This window comes from Pseudomonas sp. GW821-FHT04D07, assembly GCF_059420225.1.
Genome location: NZ_JBWKTH010000007.1, coordinates 88,587 through 104,445, shown reverse-complemented (window position 1 = coordinate 104,445; position 15,859 = coordinate 88,587). Strand labels below are relative to the sequence as shown.

Genomic DNA, 15,859 nt, shown 5'->3' with positions numbered 1-15,859 from the left:
GTGAGTCGTGCTCGCTCAGCTAAGCACAGCACCAGAATGGCGCCAGCTTGCGGGCGTAGTGCAGAGAGTCGCACAGAAACGGGGCGAATGGTCGAACGCCGTTATCCGCGCGTTTTTCGCCGGGTCTTCAGGGCATTTTTCAGGGCTTCGCGCTGCTGGCGGATATCGACGAGCTTGCTGCGCATTTCGCGGTGGCGTTTGCTGTTGAGCAGCAGCAGGCCAATAAGCGGTGCAAAGACAGCCAATCCGTAAATGACTCGATGAGGGTGAGACTCGATGGTCGGCAACACACTCAAAAAACAAAGCGCGAATAGCAGAACCAGTCCCCGAACCCATTGAGGACGACCGCGCACAATCATGAAATTGCAGTGAACCACCACCAATGCCAGTGCCACGACCGCGATAAACATGCCGGTCGCCTGCTCGCCTAACGAGGCGTCAGGGAAAAAGTGGTCACCCACCAGCGGCACGCCACAGGAGACGGAGATCAACGCCGCAAAAATCCCGCCGATGAAGGTGGGGAAGTAGTGCGCCAGGAAACGCGGCAGGCTCAGGTCTTCCATTATTCCTCAATCTCCTCGTAAAGCCCGACGGCGATGGTTTTCACGTTGCCGGACAAGGCGCTGCCAGTCAGTCCAATGGCGGCCCCCAGGGAGTCCTTGATCTGGGTCACTGTGGCATGTTTGATCTCGGTGGGCGTGAAACGCTTGGGCAACTCGCCGGCCAGCTGTTTCAACTTGAGCATTTTCGGGGTCAGCCTGGGATCGTTGATGCTCAACAGTTCCTTGGTCAACTTCGAACGCTCCTGACGGCTAAGCCCGCGCAGCACCTCACGAACGGTCTTGCCGGTGGTGGCCTTGGTCATGCGCACCAGCTTGAGGGTCGTCAGGGATGATGCCCCAACCCCCATCAACGAAGCAGCATCCAGGGCTATCGAGGCGTACTGATACCAGGCCTCGCTATCCAGATCGTCATTGCGCGCAGGATTGACCGCTTCGTTGACCGTTCGGTATCCCCCGATGGCGCATTGCGCGGTACTGGCGACGGCTGCGGTGTAGCCAATGGCAACCACCACCGAACTGGCCCCGGCCGAGAAGGGAACCGCCACCGAGCCACTCAACACCACCACCCAGCCGATCACCGCACCCGCGCAGGACAAGGTGGTATTGATCGCTTCTCCAACCAACCGTGACTCACGGGGATTGTCCTGCACCTGCTGGGCGAACTGCACCGGCGCAATGTACTTCTGCGCCTCGCGCAAGATGATGCGCTTGGGCTTGATGCTGCAGATCGGCTGGAACTCGCGCAGGGTGACGACGCTGAAGTCGACGCCGATATAGACCACGCCGGCCCCGACGATGCCAGGGTCGGCATCAATCGCCGCAAAGAGCTTCGGCAGGTTGATCTGGCTTTCGATACGTTGGCGAGCGAGGAATTGCGAAGGGCTGGAATCCATGCCGATGCCAGGGAGCGGGTTGCTCACAAGTGTTCATCCTTGAAGAGAAGGCTTGTCGTCGGGTGACGTGGGAATCACGTCACCTTAACAAACGACTCTCGCGGCCACTAGAACGCAAAACGCCATCACTCAACCTGCAATCAGCGCGGCACCACCGGCTTGCGGGTCGGCTTCTTGCCTTTGCCCTTGGCCGCGTCGGTACGCTCCTTGGCGGCCTGCTTGTTACGCGCAAACGCCGCGGCCTTGGCCTGTTCGCGTTTGTCCCAGGCATTGCCACCATCGCTGCCACGGGGCGGCAGGCCGGTGTGCTGAGTCAGGATCTTGGTGGTCGTGTCCTTCGCCACCTTGTGGCTGCCGGCCGGTGTCGAGTTCTTCCGGCGCGCGCTCTGGTAGCTGTCGGTCGCCGGCTGGTGCAGCGGGATCAACTGGTCCTTGCCCGGCCCGATCAGGTCGCCACGGCCCATCCGTTGCAAGGCCTCGCGCAGCATCGGCCAGCCCTTCGGATCGTGGTAGCGCAGGAACGCCTTGTGCAACCGGCGCTGCTCCTCGCTCTTGACGATGGTCACCGCGTCGCTCTTGTAGGTGACCTTGCGCAATGGGTTCTTGCCCGAGTGGTACATGGCCGTGGCGGTGGCCATCGGCGACGGGTAGAACGCCTGCACCTGGTCGGCCCGGAAGCCGTTGCCCTTGAGCCACAGCGCCAGGTTCATCATATCTTCGTCGGTGGTGCCCGGGTGCGCGGCAATGAAGTACGGAATCAGGTACTGCTCTTTCCCGGCTTCCTTGGAGTACTTCTCGAACATGCGCTTGAACTTGTCATAGCTGCCGATGCCCGGCTTCATCATCTGGTTGAGCGGACCTTCCTCGGTATGCTCCGGGGCGATCTTCAGATAGCCGCCGACGTGATGGGTCACCAGTTCTTTCACGTACTCCGGCGACTCGACCGCGAGGTCGTAGCGCAGGCCGGAGGCGATCAGGATCTTCTTCACACCCGGCAAGGCACGGGCGCTGCGATAGAGCTGGATCAACGACGAATGATCGGTGTTCAGGTTCGGGCAGATGCCGGGGAACACGCACGACGGCTTGCGGCACGCGGATTCGATTTCCGGGCTCTTGCAGGCAATGCGATACATGTTCGCGGTCGGGCCGCCGAGATCGGAAATCACCCCGGTAAAGCCCGGCACCTTGTCGCGGATCTCTTCGATCTCGCGAATGATCGACTCTTCGGAACGGTTCTGGATGATCCGCCCTTCGTGCTCGGTAATGGAGCAGAACGTACAGCCGCCGAAGCAGCCACGCATGATGTTCACCGAGAAACGGATCATGTCGTAGGCCGGGATCTTCTCCTTGCCATACGCCGGGTGCGGGACGCGCTGATAAGGCATGCCGAACACGTAGTCCATTTCCTCAGTAGTCATCGGAATGGGCGGCGGATTGAACCAGACGTCCACATCGCCATGCTTCTGTACCAGCGCACGGGCGTTGCCCGGGTTGGTTTCCAGGTGCAACACACGGTTGGCGTGGGCATAAAGCACCGCGTCGCCACGGACCTTTTCCACCGACGGCAGGCGGATCACAGTCTTGTCGCGGGTCATCCGTGGGCTGGCCAGGATCTGCACGACCTTGGCTTCCTGCGGATCTTCCACTGGCCCCTTTTCCTGCTCGATGGCGCAGGCCTGGGTGTCCTGGGTGTTCACATAGGGGTTGATGATCTTGTCGACCTTGCCCGGCCGGTCGATGCGCGTGGAGTCGACTTCGTACCAACCTGCCGGCGTGTCGCGGCGAATGAACGCGGTGCCGCGTACATCGGTGATGTCTTCGATCTTGTGGCCGTAGGACAGGCGCTGAGCGACTTCGACAATCGCCCGCTCGGCGTTGCCGTAGAGCAGGATATCGGCGCTGGCGTCGATCAGGATCGAGTTGCGCACGCGGTCCTGCCAGTAGTCGTAGTGGGCGATCCGGCGCAGCGAGGCCTCGATGCCGCCGAGGACGATCGGCACATGCTTGTAGGCCTCCTTGCAGCGCTGGCTGTAGACCAGGCTGGCGCGATCCGGACGCTTGCCGGCCAGGCCGCCGGGCGTGTAGGCATCATCGGAGCGGATTTTCTTGTCGGCGGTGTAACGGTTGATCATAGAGTCCATGTTGCCGGCCGCGACCCCGAAGAACAGGTTCGGCTCGCCAAGCTTCATGAAGTCGTCCTTGGACTGCCAGTTCGGCTGGGCAATGATCCCGACGCGGAAGCCCTGGGACTCCAGCAGCCGGCCGATAATCGCCATGCCGAAGGACGGATGGTCAACGTAGGCATCACCGGTGACGATGATGATGTCGCAGGAATCCCAGCCAAGCTGATCCATCTCTTCCCGGCTCATGGGCAGGAAGGGCGCTGGCCCGAAACATTCGGCCCAGTACTTGGGATAGTCAAATAACGGCTTGGCTGCTTGCATGGCGATGACCGGTGTCGAGATGAAAATTCGCGGGCGCGGAATATAGCACAAATTTTGATCAAGTCCGACGATAACAGTTGGTTTTACCCACGCCCATCTCCCGAACGCTGGCCGACAACTATCTAGTGCAGCCGTACAACCGCCTTGTCGTTAGCTGGTCCTTCAAAAAACCAGCAAGGCGACCGCCATGACGAGCGCATCTCCCCCCGCCCCGAACGACCCAATGCATTTCGATATCATTAAAGATCATTTGCCAGCCTGGCTGCTCGATACGCCCCAGGATCAACGCAAGGCCTTGCGCCAGAGCCTGATCGCCAGTTGCCATTCCCGGCATGACGTCCAGCAGCTGCTGGCAAAACTGCAATCGCCCGCGCAATTCATCAAGCCACTGCTGGAACGGGCCATCGCCTTCAACTTCCAACTCCACCTGGATGTCGAACGGGCGACCTTCGTACACGTGCGCAAAAACAACTATTTCTTCGGATTGATTTCGCTCCAGGGCGAGACCAGCGAACAAAGCCTCTTATCCGCCGCCCTGCGCAACTTCGACGAATCGCTCACCAGCGCCGAGACCTTCGGCGCGGGCTCGGGGATTTACTCGGCGCCCAGAGTCCAAGGCGGCAAAACCCGGATCAAACCCGAGGCGTTCGCCCTGGTCTGCCGCAGCCTCGACTTCGGCAGCCTTTACCAGGCTCACCTGCGCTCAGCTCTCAAGCCTCCTGCCCAAGCCGATGGCGATGACGCCAGCCGCACCCAGGATGCTCTGCTCAAGAGCTATACCGACGCCTTTGCCGTAACGATACATCTGGCCAGAATCAAAAAAGAGATCTCGATAGCCGACTACCACGCATTGCTCGACGTGCTGAACAACCGCTATGTCGTCAGGTATGGCACCCAGCCCTGCTCTCGGCTCAAATTCCTTGGTATGGACCTCAGCGAGGTGCTGGTCATCGGACTGGACGCCGAGGATGGTAGCCACCCCTGCATCGTCTACATACCGCAGGATCCGATCAGCTCCTTGGCGCGCTACGACTCCCTCAGGGATTTCGAAGACGAGCTAAGCCACAGGCTGCTGTCACACAGCTACACACGGTTCTTTTCACGATTCCTCCCAACCAGCGATCAAGGAGAGCTGCTCAGCCAGATGATCAAACGCGCCATGTGGCAAAAATGGAAACCAAACACGCAGATTCCGGCAGCTGATTCGTTGTTGCTGACGCGACACCCAGTGGAAGGCAACGTATTCCAAAGCCTGCGCGCCCAGCGCATACGACAGATCGAACGCCACGGACGGGAAGTCGTCCCCCCTACAGCGGATCTCGACAGCCAAGCTCATCAACGCCTGTTACAAACTTACGAAAAGGCCGGTCTGAGCGCATTGGGGCTAGCCGTGTCGTTCATACCGCTGGTAGGCGATATTCTGCTGATCTTCACCGGAGCCCAACTGATCCATGAGGTGTATCAAGGATTCAATGCCTGGAGACGTCATGAGCAGGTTGAAGCCCTCAACTACCTGATGGACATCGCCGAGCAGGTCGCACTCATGGGGGCAAGCGCGGGCGCCATCAAGGCCGGTCGGTTCGTCAAGTCGCTGATTCGCGTCGAACCCTCACCCGGCACGTCCTGCTTATGGAAGCCGGACTTGACGCCCTATCGGCAACCCCTTGAACTGCCTGAAGCGCTGCTCCCCGATGAACAGGGCCTCTACGACTACCAGGACAAGCACTACCTGGCGCTGGACGAGCAACTCTATGAGGTGGGCAGTGCTGGCGATCCACCCGAGTGGTCCATTCGACATCCCCACGACCCCTGGGCGTATTCACCGCCCTTGCTGCAAAACGGGGCCGGGGCCTGGCGCACCCGGTATGAAAAACCACAAGACTGGGATGACCTGAAACGACTCAAGCGCTTGGGACCGCTTGCAGCGGCCATCCAGCATGAGGACCTGGCGCCGATCCTGCACGCCAGCGCAACCGATTCACAATCGTTGCTTCAACTTCATCTCGCTAACCAGTCACCGCCGGCGCAATTGACCGACACCTTGAAACGCTTCCGGCTCGCCAGGCAAACCCAACATCGGCGCCTGCCGGAAAGCCCCTCGGGCAAGGCCAGCGGCAGCCCTTCCGGGATCGCCGAGCAGAACCCGGCGCAACAGTTCGAGGCCCTTTATCGAAACAGCGAACACGTCGAAGGCCCGCTGCTCGAACAGATTCGACAGGACTTTCCAAACCTGCCCAAGAGCTATGTGCAGGCCTTGGCCAGATCCATCAATCCCGCCGAAGCCGAGCAGATCCTGAAGCAGAAAAGCTTGCTGCCCTACCTGAAAGAAGAAACCGAGCTCTCGGTGCAGGGGGTGGATACCGCTCGACTTTATGAAGGTCTTTATCTGCCCACGACAGCCAATCCGGCTTCAGACCAACTGGTGTTCCACACCCTTGAAGCGCTCCCCGGTTGGTCGGGCAAGGTTCGCCTGGAACTGTATTCGGACTCGCTGGCCGAGCCCCCGCTGGCCAGTGTCGGCAATGACCGGGCAACGACCGTCAGGCGCCTGCTCCGTGAAGACTCGCGCTATCGGGTCTACGACACCGACGATCGACAAATCCTGGCGCCGAGCGAGCTCTATACGGCGATCCGGCAAGCCCTGCCCAAAACCGAGCTCGACAACCTGGGCGTTACGGGCCCGAATCAAGACATCACCCTCAAGCAATCACTGCTCCACAAGATCCGGCAATTGAGCTCTTCGCCAGCGGCCGTGCGCCAGCTCCGGTCTTCTCCCGAGCCCCTTGCGTCTTCGCATCCCGGCATTGCGCCGGATACTTACTTCGCGCTGAAAACACCACCGGGCGACCTCCACCTCGTGGACGATGGTCTGTATCAGGACACCTTTTCCCGGCACTACATCCAGGAGGCGGGGCACTACTACCAGGTCGAATCTTCAGACCTTGGCTGGAAACTGATCGACGCCCGCAACCCTTTTCGCTGGTATCGCCCGGTGCTACGACGAAAGGCCGGTCATTGGGAAATCAATACCGCCATCGGCTTGAAAGGCGGAGCGCCGGGCCCGGGACAAAGCAAGATAGAGCTTGTGAACAGTGACTCTGAAATGGTCTCGGCGCTTGAGTACATCAAGCCCGAGCCTTTCACCGCCGAAGACCTGCGGCGGATGAAAGTCATCAAATCCTATCAGCGCTCACCCAACAAAATAGGTGACTATGACCGCGTGAACAATGGCCGTTATCCCATAAGAGACCTGTCAGGCAATCCTCTGCGCATCAAAAAAATCCAGCATATGAGTAACATCAGCAACTCGGGAATACGCTACCCGGCCAAGGACATCCTGCCGTATTTGAAATGGGCGACCCATGAAGAGACCGCCAAACTGTACGAGGAGAAGCTGCTATTGCGGGAGTTCACCGAACAGGATGCCAAGGTTCCCCAGGAGCAAAGCCTGATCGGCCAGGCCATGGTCGTTGCCAGAAAACCGTTGAAAGCCGGGGAAGCCATTGGGGTGTATGGCGGTAGTTTCATCCCGTTTCACGTCAGCAATGCCCGTCGGGATCCGTTCGTGATCGACATTTTGCCGGCGCCCCGGCCCAGCCGACCGAAATGGGATCGACTGATGCTGTCGGGAGACAACATCATTTCGCGCATCAATTCCATTTTCGAATACGAGGAAAACGTCCCGGTCCGGCAAGCCGTCGCCGGCTACAACGTCGAAGGCGCGTCGTTTCCCGTCGATGTCGATATGGGCGAAGGTCGCCTTGAGTCGTTCCACCTGAGCGCTTTCTTTACCACCCGGGCTATTCCCGCCGATGAAGAACTGCGCTGGAATTACGGCTACAGCGAAGCGGGGGTGCGCACTGTATTCGCGCCGCCCGAAGCAAGTCCGTGAATCTGCAATCCGGCTGACGAAATGTTCGACTTACTCGTCATCATCGAAGTTGTAGCTGCCCGGCGCGAGGTTCTCGAAGCGCGTGTACTTGCCGATAAAAGCCAGGCGAATAAAACCGATCGGGCCGTTACGCTGTTTGCCGATGATGATTTCGGCGATGCCCTTGTGTTCGGTTTCCGGGTGATAGACCTCGTCCCGGTAGACGAACATGATGACGTCGGCGTCCTGCTCGATCGCTCCGGATTCGCGCAAGTCGGAGTTCACCGGACGCTTGTTCGGCCGTTGCTCGAGGGAGCGGTTGAGCTGGGACAGGGCCACCACCGGGCAGTTGAATTCCTTGGCCAGGGCCTTGAGGGAGCGGGAAATCTCGGAAATCTCGTTGGTCCGGTTGTCACCGCTGGAACCGGGGATCTGCATCAACTGCAGGTAGTCGATCATGATCAGGCCGATCTCGCCGTGCTCACGCACCAGGCGGCGGGTCCGCGCACGCATTTCCGACGGGCTGATACCGGCCGTATCGTCGATAAACAGCTTGCGGTCGTTGAGCAGGTTGACCGCCGAGGTCAGCCGCGGCCAGTCGTCGTCTTCCAGACGACCGGCGCGGACCTTGGTCTGGTCGATCCGCCCGAGGGAAGACAGCATACGCATGATCAGCGATTCGCCTGGCATCTCCAGGGAGTACACCAGCACCACCTTGTCGCTGCGCAGCACCGCGTTCTCCACCAGGTTCATGGCGAAGGTGGTCTTACCCATGGACGGACGGCCGGCGACGATGATCAGGTCGGACGGTTGCAGGCCGCTGGTCTTCTCGTCGAGGTCGGTGTAGCCGGTGGACAGACCGGTGATGGCGTTGTCGGTGTTGAACAGCGTATCGATCCGGTCGATGGCCTTGGTCAGCAGGTCGTTGACGCTGACCGGACCGCCGGTCTTGGGCCGCGCTTCGGCGATCTGAAAAATCTGCCGCTCGGCTTCGTCGAGAATCTCGGAAGCGGTACGCCCTTGCGGGTTGAACGCGGTGTCGGCGATTTCAGTGCTGATGCCGATCAACTGGCGCAGGGTCGCTCGCTCGCGAACGATCGCCGCGTAGGCCTTGATGTTGGCCACCGACGGAATGTTCTTCGCCAGCTCCGTCAGATAGCCCAGGCCGCCGACCTGGGAGGTCTGCCCTTCCTTGTCCAACTGCTCGGCCAAGGTCACCACGTCGATCGGCATGTTCTGATCGGCCAGCTTGGCAATGGCGCGGAAGATCAGGCGGTGGTCATGTCGATAGAAGTCGCCGTCCGAGACTTGATCGAGCACGCGCTCCCAGGCGTTGTTGTCCAGCATCAGACCACCGAGCACGGCCTGTTCGGCCTCGATGGAATGCGGCGGCACTTTCAGCGCGGCGGTTTGCAGATCGTATTGCTCGGGAGCGGAGATATCGTTCATGGCCACTTGGAATTAGGGGGTTTGCAAAAGGACGTTGCCAAAAAAACAAAGGGCACGACCTGAATGAACAGAGTCGTGCCCGATGTTAACCGTCTGGCGCACAAGTCGCCAGACGATTGGGTACTGCTTAAGCAGCCACCACGACAACGCGTACGGTTGCTTCGACTTCGGCGTGCAGATGCACGGCCACGTCGAATTCACCCACGTTACGGATGGTGCCGTTCGGCAGACGCACTTCGCTTTTTGCCACTTCAACGCCGGAGGCGGTCAGGGCATCAGCGATGTCGTGGGTACCGATCGAACCGAACAGCTTGCCTTCGTCACCGGCGGTGGCAGTGATGGTCACTTCCAGCTCAGCCAGTTGGGCGGCACGCGATTCAGCCGAAGCTTTCTTGTCTGCTGCGGCTTTTTCCAGCTCAGCGCGACGCTCTTCGAACGCAGCCAGGTTGGCAGCGGTCGCAGCGGTGGCTTTGCCGAATGGCAGCAGGTAGTTACGACCGTAACCGGCCTTAACGTTTACCTTATCGCCCAGGTTGCCCAGGTTGGCGATTTTTTCCAGAAGGATCAGTTGCATGTGGAAATCCTCTTAACTTTTAACCTTCACCGTTCGCGGAACCGTTATCGGCGTCTTTCGACGCCAGGCGTCCGCGAAAATCAATCAGGCTGTCGACAATGGCCAATACCATGAGCAACGGACCGAGCAAGTGCATGAATGGCACGAGCGTGACGTACATCCCCACCAACCAGAAACTGGCCAGTTTCTTCTGCGCCACCAGCCCGTGAATCAGGGCCAGGCCGGCGAAGACCAGTGGAACACCGCACAGCGGCAACAAAATCAATGCATGCAGGCCGATAAACGGCGCGACAAACATGACGGCCAGCAGCGACAGGGCCACCTTCTTGGGGATCCGGATCGCGCGAAACTCGCGTCCGAAACCACCGGGGTTGTACAACAACGCTTGCCAATAGCGCCCAAGAATCAGGCACATCACACTAAAGACCTGCAGCGAGATCGCCGTCGAGGTGATCAACAGGGGCACGGCCAGTGACGCGAGGAACGCTCGCTGATCTACCGACAACTTGTGGTAGACCTCACCGAGAGCCAGCGGCACGACTTGTTCAAACGTCTGCGCCAACCCTTCGATGAAGGGACTGAAAATCGTCCCCAGACTCACCGCACATGCCAACCCTACAGCCATGCTGACCAGCAGCACGCGGTTCCAGGAGTAGCCAGCGCGTAAAACCAACGCCAGGCTGCAAGACCCGAGCAGCACCAAAAGGGCCGTGGGGTCTTTCTGGATATTGAAGTGCCAGAACAGCAGCACCGACAACACACCCAGACCAATGACGCCAAGGGCGTCCGAACCGCGCCGCAGGAGCACAAGGCACCCGGCGGCGGCACTCAACCAGAACAACAGCGGCAATGCCGCAGATCCGGCCACGACGAGCATGGCCTGCATACGTCCGCGCATGATGAATCCAGCTAAGGCGCGCATGCATTCAATCCTTTACTGCGTGTCGACTGCCCGGTCTCAGCGGCCGTGGCTGTCGGTGTAGGCCAGCAGGGCCAGGAAGCGGGCGCGCTTGATAGCGGTGGCCAGCTGACGCTGATAACGAGCTTTGGTACCGGTGATACGGCTTGGAACGATTTTGCCGGTTTCGGATACGTAGGCTTTCAGGGTGTTGAGATCTTTGTAATCGATCTCTTTCACGTCTTCAGCGGTGAAGCGGCAGAATTTACGACGACGGAAGAAACGTGCCATGTAATTGGCTCCTCAAAAGGTCCGTGGATTACTCGTCAGCGTTATCGCTGGCGTCGCTGTCATCACCCTCAACGCCATCGGCGTCGGAGTGCTCAGGACGGTCGCGACGCTCACGGCGCTCACTGCGGTTTTCTTCAGCCTTGAGCATCTCGGACTGGCCAGTAACGGCTTCGTCGCGACGGATGACCAGGTTACGGATCACAGCATCGTTGTAGCGGAAGTTGTCTTCCAGCTCGGCCAGGGCCTTGCCAGTGCATTCAACGTTCAGCATCACGTAGTGAGCCTTGTGAACATTGTTGATTGCATAGGCCAGTTGACGACGGCCCCAGTCTTCCAGACGGTGGATTTTGCCGCCGTCTTCTTCGATCAGCTTGGTGTAACGCTCTACCATGCCGCCGACTTGTTCGCTTTGATCCGGGTGGACCAAAAAGATGATTTCGTAATGACGCATGAATGCTCCTTACGGGTTGTAGCCTGCCGCTCAAAAACGGTCAGACAAGGAGTGAATGACACTTGTGTGTCTTGCCTGGAGTAGGCACAGATGCGCCAGCCATCACGGCAAGGGGCGCAATTGTAGAGAAGGGGCGAGAGGGGTGCAAGACAATTGGTGATTATTTGAACAGATCACCCAGCGCAAGTCGCGAACCCTGTGGGAGCCGACTTGCCGGCGATGGCAGCGATGGACAGTGCAAGACTCAAGGGCCTCATCGCTGGCAAGCCAGGCTCCTACAGGGGACGGCGTCGGACACAGGGTTTGCGTATGACACACATCCCATGTGGGAGCCGGCTTGCCGGCGATGAGGCCGGCAAGTCCTGCGGTGACCGTTCGGCCGTCATCGCTGGCAAGCCAGCTCCCACAAAGGTTTTGCGGTAATCAGGCCTTTTTGGTGGCAGCCTTGACGCTGCGCTGGCGCAGCGCTTCGAACAAGCACACACCGGTGGCCACCGAGACGTTGAGACTGCTGACGCTACCGGCCATCGGCAGGCGCACCAGATAGTCGCAATGCTCGCGGGTCAGGCGCCGCATGCCCTTGCCTTCGGCCCCCATGATCAGGATGGTCGGGCCGGTCAGGTCCTGCTGGTACAACTCCTGCTCCGCCTCTCCCGCCGTACCGACGACCCACAGGCCGCGCTGCTGGAGTTTTTCCAGGGTCCGCGCCAGGTTGGTCACCGCCACCAGCGGAATCACTTCCGCCGCGCCGCAGGCCACCTTGCGCACCGCCGGCGTCAACGTCGCCGACTTGTCCTTGGGTACCACCACCGCCAACGCCCCGGCCGCATCGGCGGTGCGCAGGCAAGCGCCAAGGTTGTGCGGGTCGGTCACGCCGTCGAGCACCAGAATCAACGGCGCGCCTTCGGTGCGATCGAGCAACTCGTCGAGCATCGCCTCACCCCAGACCTGGCTCGGACTGACGTCCGCTACCACGCCCTGGTGCACGCCTTCGACCCAGGCATCCATCTCGCGGCGCTCGGCCTGACCGACCGACACCCGGTTTTCCGCGGCCAGCCCCAGCAACACCTGGACCCGCGGATCACTGCGGCCTTCGGCCAGCCAGATCTGCTTGACGCGCTTCGGGTGATGACGCAACAACGCCTCTACGGCATGCACGCCGTAGATTTTTTCCAACTGACTCATGACTTGCCCTTGGGTTTACGCGCCCCGCCGCTTTTCGCGGGACCAGCGCCCGCCTTTGGCGGACCTTTACGATGCTTGCTCGGCTTCTCCGACGGAGCCCCGTGCGCGGGCTTTCCCTCGGTCTTGCCTTTACCGCCGTTCTTGGCTTCGGCCAACAACGCCTGCTTCAGTTCACGACTCCTGCGCACTTCGGCGTTTTTCGCCGCCGCATCGCTGGGCCGATAAGCCTCGTCCGATTTCTTCGCGGTTGCGCCACGACGCCCGGCCTTGGCCGGCTCCGGGGCTTTTTCGACAGCGGCAGGAGCGGGAGCGCTGGTTTCAGTCCCACGCTTCTTGCGACCGATCGGCGCGCTGAGGGTTTTCTCAGCCATTTCGAAGTCGATCTTGCGCTCGTCGAGGTCGACGCGCATGACCTTCACTTCCACCGTGTCGCCAAGACGGAAGCTGCGACCGGTGCGCTCGCCCGCCAGACGGTGATGAACCGGATCGAAATGGTAGTAATCACCCGGCAAGGCGGTGACATGCACCAGGCCTTCGACGTAGATATCGGTCAGCTCGACGAACAGGCCGAAACCGGTCACCGCGGTGACCACGCCCGGGAACGACTCGCCCACGCGATCCTTCATGAACTCGCACTTGAGCCAGTTCACCACGTCACGGGTGGCTTCGTCGGCACGCCGCTCGCTCATCGAGCACTGTTCGCCCAACTGCTCCAGCGCCGCTTCGTCGTACGGATAGATCCGCGCCTTCGGAATGGTCATCGCGCCGGCACGCCGCACGTGCGGCGTATCCTGCTTGGAGTGGATGACGCTGCGGATCGCACGATGCGTCAGCAGGTCCGGGTAACGGCGGATCGGCGAGGTGAAGTGGGTGTAGGCCTCGTAATTCAGGCCGAAGTGGCCCTGGTTGTCGGCGCTGTACACCGCCTGGCTCAGGGAGCGCAGCATCACGGTCTGGATCAGGTGGAAATCCGGGCGGCTCTGGATACTGGCCAGCAACGCCTGGTAATCCTTCGGCGACGGACCGTCCTTGCCCTTGTGCAGGGACAGGCCCAGCTCACCGAGGAAGGCGCGGAGTTTTTCCAGGCGCTCCGGCGGCGGACCGTCGTGCACCCGGTACAACGCCGGAATCTCGTGCTTCTTGAGGAACTCGGCGGTGGCCACGTTGGCCGCCAGCATGCATTCTTCGATCAGCTTGTGCGCGTCGTTGCGGGTGGTCGGACGGATTTCCGCGATCTTGCGCTCGGAACCGAAGATGATCCGCGTTTCCTGGGTTTCGAAGTCGATGGCGCCACGGGTATGCCGCGCCGCCAGCAACACCTTGTACAGGGCGTAGAGCTGCTTGAGGTCCGGAACCACTTCCGAATACTCGCCACGCAGTTTCTTCGCCTCGGTGGTCTTCGGCTGCTCCAGGATCGCGCTGACCTTGTTGTAGGTCAGGCGCGCATGGGAGTGGATCACCGCTTCGTAGAACACGTAGTCGGTCATCTGCCCGCTTTTGTTGATGGTCATTTCACAGACCATCGCCAAGCGGTCGACATGCGGGTTCAACGAGCACAGGCCGTTGGACAATTGCTCAGGCAGCATCGGTACGACACGCTCGGGGAAGTACACCGAGTTGCCGCGCACCTGGGATTCGGCGTCCAGCGCCGAACCGATCTTCACATAGCTGGAAACGTCGGCAATCGCCACGTACAACTTCCAGCCGCCGGAGAACAGCCGCAGTTTGCCTGGAGTGGCTTCGCAATAGACCGCATCGTCGAAGTCGCGGGCGTCTTCGCCGTCGATGGTGACGAACGGCAGATGGCGCAGGTCAATGCGCTTCTCCTTGTCCTTCTCCTCGACTTCCGGCTTGAGCTTGGCCGCTTCCTTGAGCACGGCCTCGGGCCAGACGTGGGGAATGTCGTAGGTGCGCAGCGCGACATCGATCTCCATGCCGGGCGCCATGTAGTTGCCCACCACTTCGATCACATCGCCCTGGGGCTGGAAGCGCGGCGTCGGCCAGTGGGTGATTTTCACCTCGACGAACTGCCCGACCCGGGCGTCGGCGTTGCGGCCCGGGGTCACCAGCACTTCCTGCTGGATCTTCGGGTTATCCGCGACCACGAAGCCGATGCCGCCCTCCTCGAAGTAACGCCCGACGATGCTCTCGTGAGCACGGGACACCACTTCGACGATCACGCCTTCACGGCGTCCGCGCCGATCCAGGCCGGAAACCCGCGCCAGGGCGCGGTCGCCATCGAACACCAGGCGCATTTGCGCCGGGCTCATGAACAGGTCGTCGCTGCCGTCGTCCGGGATCAGGAAGCCGAAGCCGTCGCGGTGACCGGCGATGCGGCCGAGGATCAGGTCGAGCTTGTCCACCGGCGCGTAGGTGCCACGGCGGGTGTAAATCAGTTGCGCATCGCGCTCCATGGCACGAAGGCGGCGGCGCAGAGCCTCGATCTGATCTTCAGTGGTCAGACCGAACTCATCCACCAGCTCCTCGCGACTGGCCGGCGATCCACGCTCGGACAGGTGCGCCAGGATAAGCTCGCGGCTAGGAATGGGGTTTTCGTATTTTTCCGCTTCACGAGCGGCCTCGGGATCGAGGGACTGCCAATCGGCCATTAGATAAATTTCACCTTGTCTATATGCGGGTTAGTTTGGCATACGCGTATTGAAACGGGAAATTTCAGGCACACAGGCCGGCTTAAAACCCATTTGTCGGCGCGAAAAATGCCGGACGATGCACATTGAAGCGTTTTTTTTGGTTTTTTTCATGACAGGGGTTTACAGTTAAAAGGCGTCTCCGTATAGTGCGCGCCATCGACGACGGAGACGTTGACGATGCTGCCCAGATGGTGAAATTGGTAGACACGCCAGCTTCAGGTGCTGGTGACCGCAAGGTCGTGGAAGTTCGAGTCTTCTTCTGGGCACCAATTCAAGTTTCAGAGTAACACTCTGGAATCTCACAAAAACCCGCGAAAGCGGGTTTTTGCGTTTCTGGCCCCGACACTTTCCCGAATACGCCACACCCGGCTTGTCGGCGATGAGGCCAGCAAGCCTTGCATCGATCCTGCCGACGCCATCGCCAGCAAGCTGGCTCCCACATGGGAGGCAGCGTCGAATACAGATTTTGTTACGACACGAACCCTGTAGGAGCTGGCTTGCCAGCGATGAGACCCTTGAGCCATGTGGCGATCTTGCGGACGCCATCGCCGGCAAGCCCCCAAATTTGATTTATTAAAAGCAAAACAGG

At 60.2% G+C, this 15,859-nt stretch carries 12 protein-coding genes and 1 tRNA gene; 2 read left to right on the top strand and 11 right to left on the bottom strand.

Annotation, left to right across the window (positions count from 1 at the left end; genetic code table 11):
* Positions 1–101: 101 nt before the first annotated feature.
* The 4 genes from AC07T0_RS11600 to AC07T0_RS11585 all read right to left on the bottom strand — a co-directional run bounded on the left by AC07T0_RS11600 (position 102) and on the right by AC07T0_RS11585 (position 4,357).
* Positions 102–563, bottom strand: coding sequence for a hypothetical protein (locus AC07T0_RS11600; RefSeq protein ID WP_495001305.1), 462 nt, complete (start codon positions 561–563; stop codon positions 102–104).
* Positions 563–1,483 carry an Ssp4 family T6SS effector gene (ssp4, locus tag AC07T0_RS11595; RefSeq protein WP_495001304.1) on the bottom strand — a complete coding sequence of 307 codons (921 nt, stop codon included), beginning with the start codon at positions 1,481–1,483 and terminating at the stop codon, positions 563–565. Before ssp4 ends, AC07T0_RS11600 begins: the two co-directional genes overlap by 1 nt.
* Positions 1,484–1,596: 113 nt before the next feature.
* Complete coding sequence (locus AC07T0_RS11590) at positions 1,597–3,900, bottom strand: YgiQ family radical SAM protein (protein ID WP_495001303.1); 2,304 nt, start codon at positions 3,898–3,900, stop codon at positions 1,597–1,599.
* A 118-nt stretch (positions 3,901–4,018) separates the two neighbouring features.
* Entirely contained in the window at positions 4,019–4,357 is a 339-nt protein-coding gene (locus AC07T0_RS11585; RefSeq protein ID WP_495001442.1) for a PH domain-containing protein, read from the bottom strand.
* Here AC07T0_RS11585 and AC07T0_RS11580 point away from each other — a divergent pair.
* The gene (locus AC07T0_RS11580) at positions 4,247–7,792 is read left to right on the top strand and encodes a dermonecrotic toxin domain-containing protein (protein ID WP_495001438.1); all 3,546 of its coding nucleotides are present in this window, start codon (positions 4,247–4,249) and stop codon (positions 7,790–7,792) included. The two genes, AC07T0_RS11585 and AC07T0_RS11580, sit on opposite strands and share 111 nt — an antisense overlap.
* Positions 7,793–7,822: 30 nt before the next feature.
* On the opposite strand, the gene dnaB is transcribed toward AC07T0_RS11580, so the two are convergent.
* From dnaB to rnr, 7 genes are all read right to left on the bottom strand, one after another.
* On the bottom strand, positions 7,823–9,220 hold the full coding sequence (gene dnaB, locus AC07T0_RS11575) for a replicative DNA helicase (protein ID WP_495001302.1): 1,398 nt from the start codon (positions 9,218–9,220) through the stop codon (positions 7,823–7,825).
* Between the two features lie 127 nt (positions 9,221–9,347).
* Positions 9,348–9,794: a 50S ribosomal protein L9 gene (gene rplI / locus AC07T0_RS11570; protein ID WP_017125059.1), complete on the bottom strand. Its 447-nt coding sequence runs from the start codon at positions 9,792–9,794 to the stop codon at positions 9,348–9,350.
* 19 nt (positions 9,795–9,813) lie between these two features.
* The gene (locus AC07T0_RS11565) at positions 9,814–10,716 is read right to left on the bottom strand and encodes a hypothetical protein (RefSeq protein ID WP_495001301.1); all 903 of its coding nucleotides are present in this window, start codon (positions 10,714–10,716) and stop codon (positions 9,814–9,816) included.
* 36 nt (positions 10,717–10,752) lie between these two features.
* The gene (gene rpsR / locus AC07T0_RS11560; protein ID WP_002551829.1) at positions 10,753–10,983 is read right to left on the bottom strand and encodes a 30S ribosomal protein S18; all 231 of its coding nucleotides are present in this window, start codon (positions 10,981–10,983) and stop codon (positions 10,753–10,755) included.
* A gap of 28 nt (positions 10,984–11,011) precedes the next feature.
* Positions 11,012–11,434 (bottom strand): 30S ribosomal protein S6, encoded by a 423-nt coding sequence (rpsF, locus tag AC07T0_RS11555; RefSeq protein WP_040063859.1) that lies wholly within the window; start codon positions 11,432–11,434, stop codon positions 11,012–11,014.
* A 423-nt stretch (positions 11,435–11,857) separates the two neighbouring features.
* Positions 11,858–12,619, bottom strand: a complete 762-nt coding sequence (rlmB, locus tag AC07T0_RS11550) for a 23S rRNA (guanosine(2251)-2'-O)-methyltransferase RlmB (RefSeq protein ID WP_100939697.1) — start codon at positions 12,617–12,619, stop codon at positions 11,858–11,860.
* Positions 12,616–15,228 carry a ribonuclease R gene (gene rnr, locus AC07T0_RS11545; protein ID WP_495001300.1) on the bottom strand — a complete coding sequence of 871 codons (2,613 nt, stop codon included), beginning with the start codon at positions 15,226–15,228 and terminating at the stop codon, positions 12,616–12,618. The genes rlmB and rnr overlap by 4 nt, the downstream gene beginning before the upstream one ends.
* A 224-nt stretch (positions 15,229–15,452) precedes the next feature.
* On the opposite strand from rnr, the gene AC07T0_RS11540 reads away from it, so the two are divergent.
* Positions 15,453–15,539 (top strand) — tRNA-Leu (locus AC07T0_RS11540).
* The last annotated feature ends 320 nt before the right edge of the window (positions 15,540–15,859 follow it).

Excerpts from the sequence above, each read along its gene's own strand:
- AC07T0_RS11600 (WP_495001305.1), bottom strand. The coding sequence starts at position 563 with ATGGAAGACCTGAGCCTGCCGCGTTTCCTGGCGCACTACTTCCCCACC.
- AC07T0_RS11590 (WP_495001303.1), bottom strand. The coding sequence starts at position 3,900 with ATGCAAGCAGCCAAGCCGTTATTTGACTATCCCAAGTACTGGGCCGAA.
- dnaB (WP_495001302.1), bottom strand. The coding sequence starts at position 9,220 with ATGAACGATATCTCCGCTCCCGAGCAATACGATCTGCAAACCGCCGCG.
- rplI (WP_017125059.1), bottom strand. The coding sequence starts at position 9,794 with ATGCAACTGATCCTTCTGGAAAAAATCGCCAACCTGGGCAACCTGGGC.
- AC07T0_RS11565 (WP_495001301.1), bottom strand. The coding sequence starts at position 10,716 with ATGCGCGCCTTAGCTGGATTCATCATGCGCGGACGTATGCAGGCCATG.
- rpsR (WP_002551829.1), bottom strand. The coding sequence starts at position 10,983 with ATGGCACGTTTCTTCCGTCGTCGTAAATTCTGCCGCTTCACCGCTGAA.
- rpsF (WP_040063859.1), bottom strand. The coding sequence starts at position 11,434 with ATGCGTCATTACGAAATCATCTTTTTGGTCCACCCGGATCAAAGCGAA.
- rlmB (WP_100939697.1), bottom strand. The coding sequence starts at position 12,619 with ATGAGTCAGTTGGAAAAAATCTACGGCGTGCATGCCGTAGAGGCGTTG.
- rnr (WP_495001300.1), bottom strand. The coding sequence starts at position 15,228 with ATGGCCGATTGGCAGTCCCTCGATCCCGAGGCCGCTCGTGAAGCGGAA.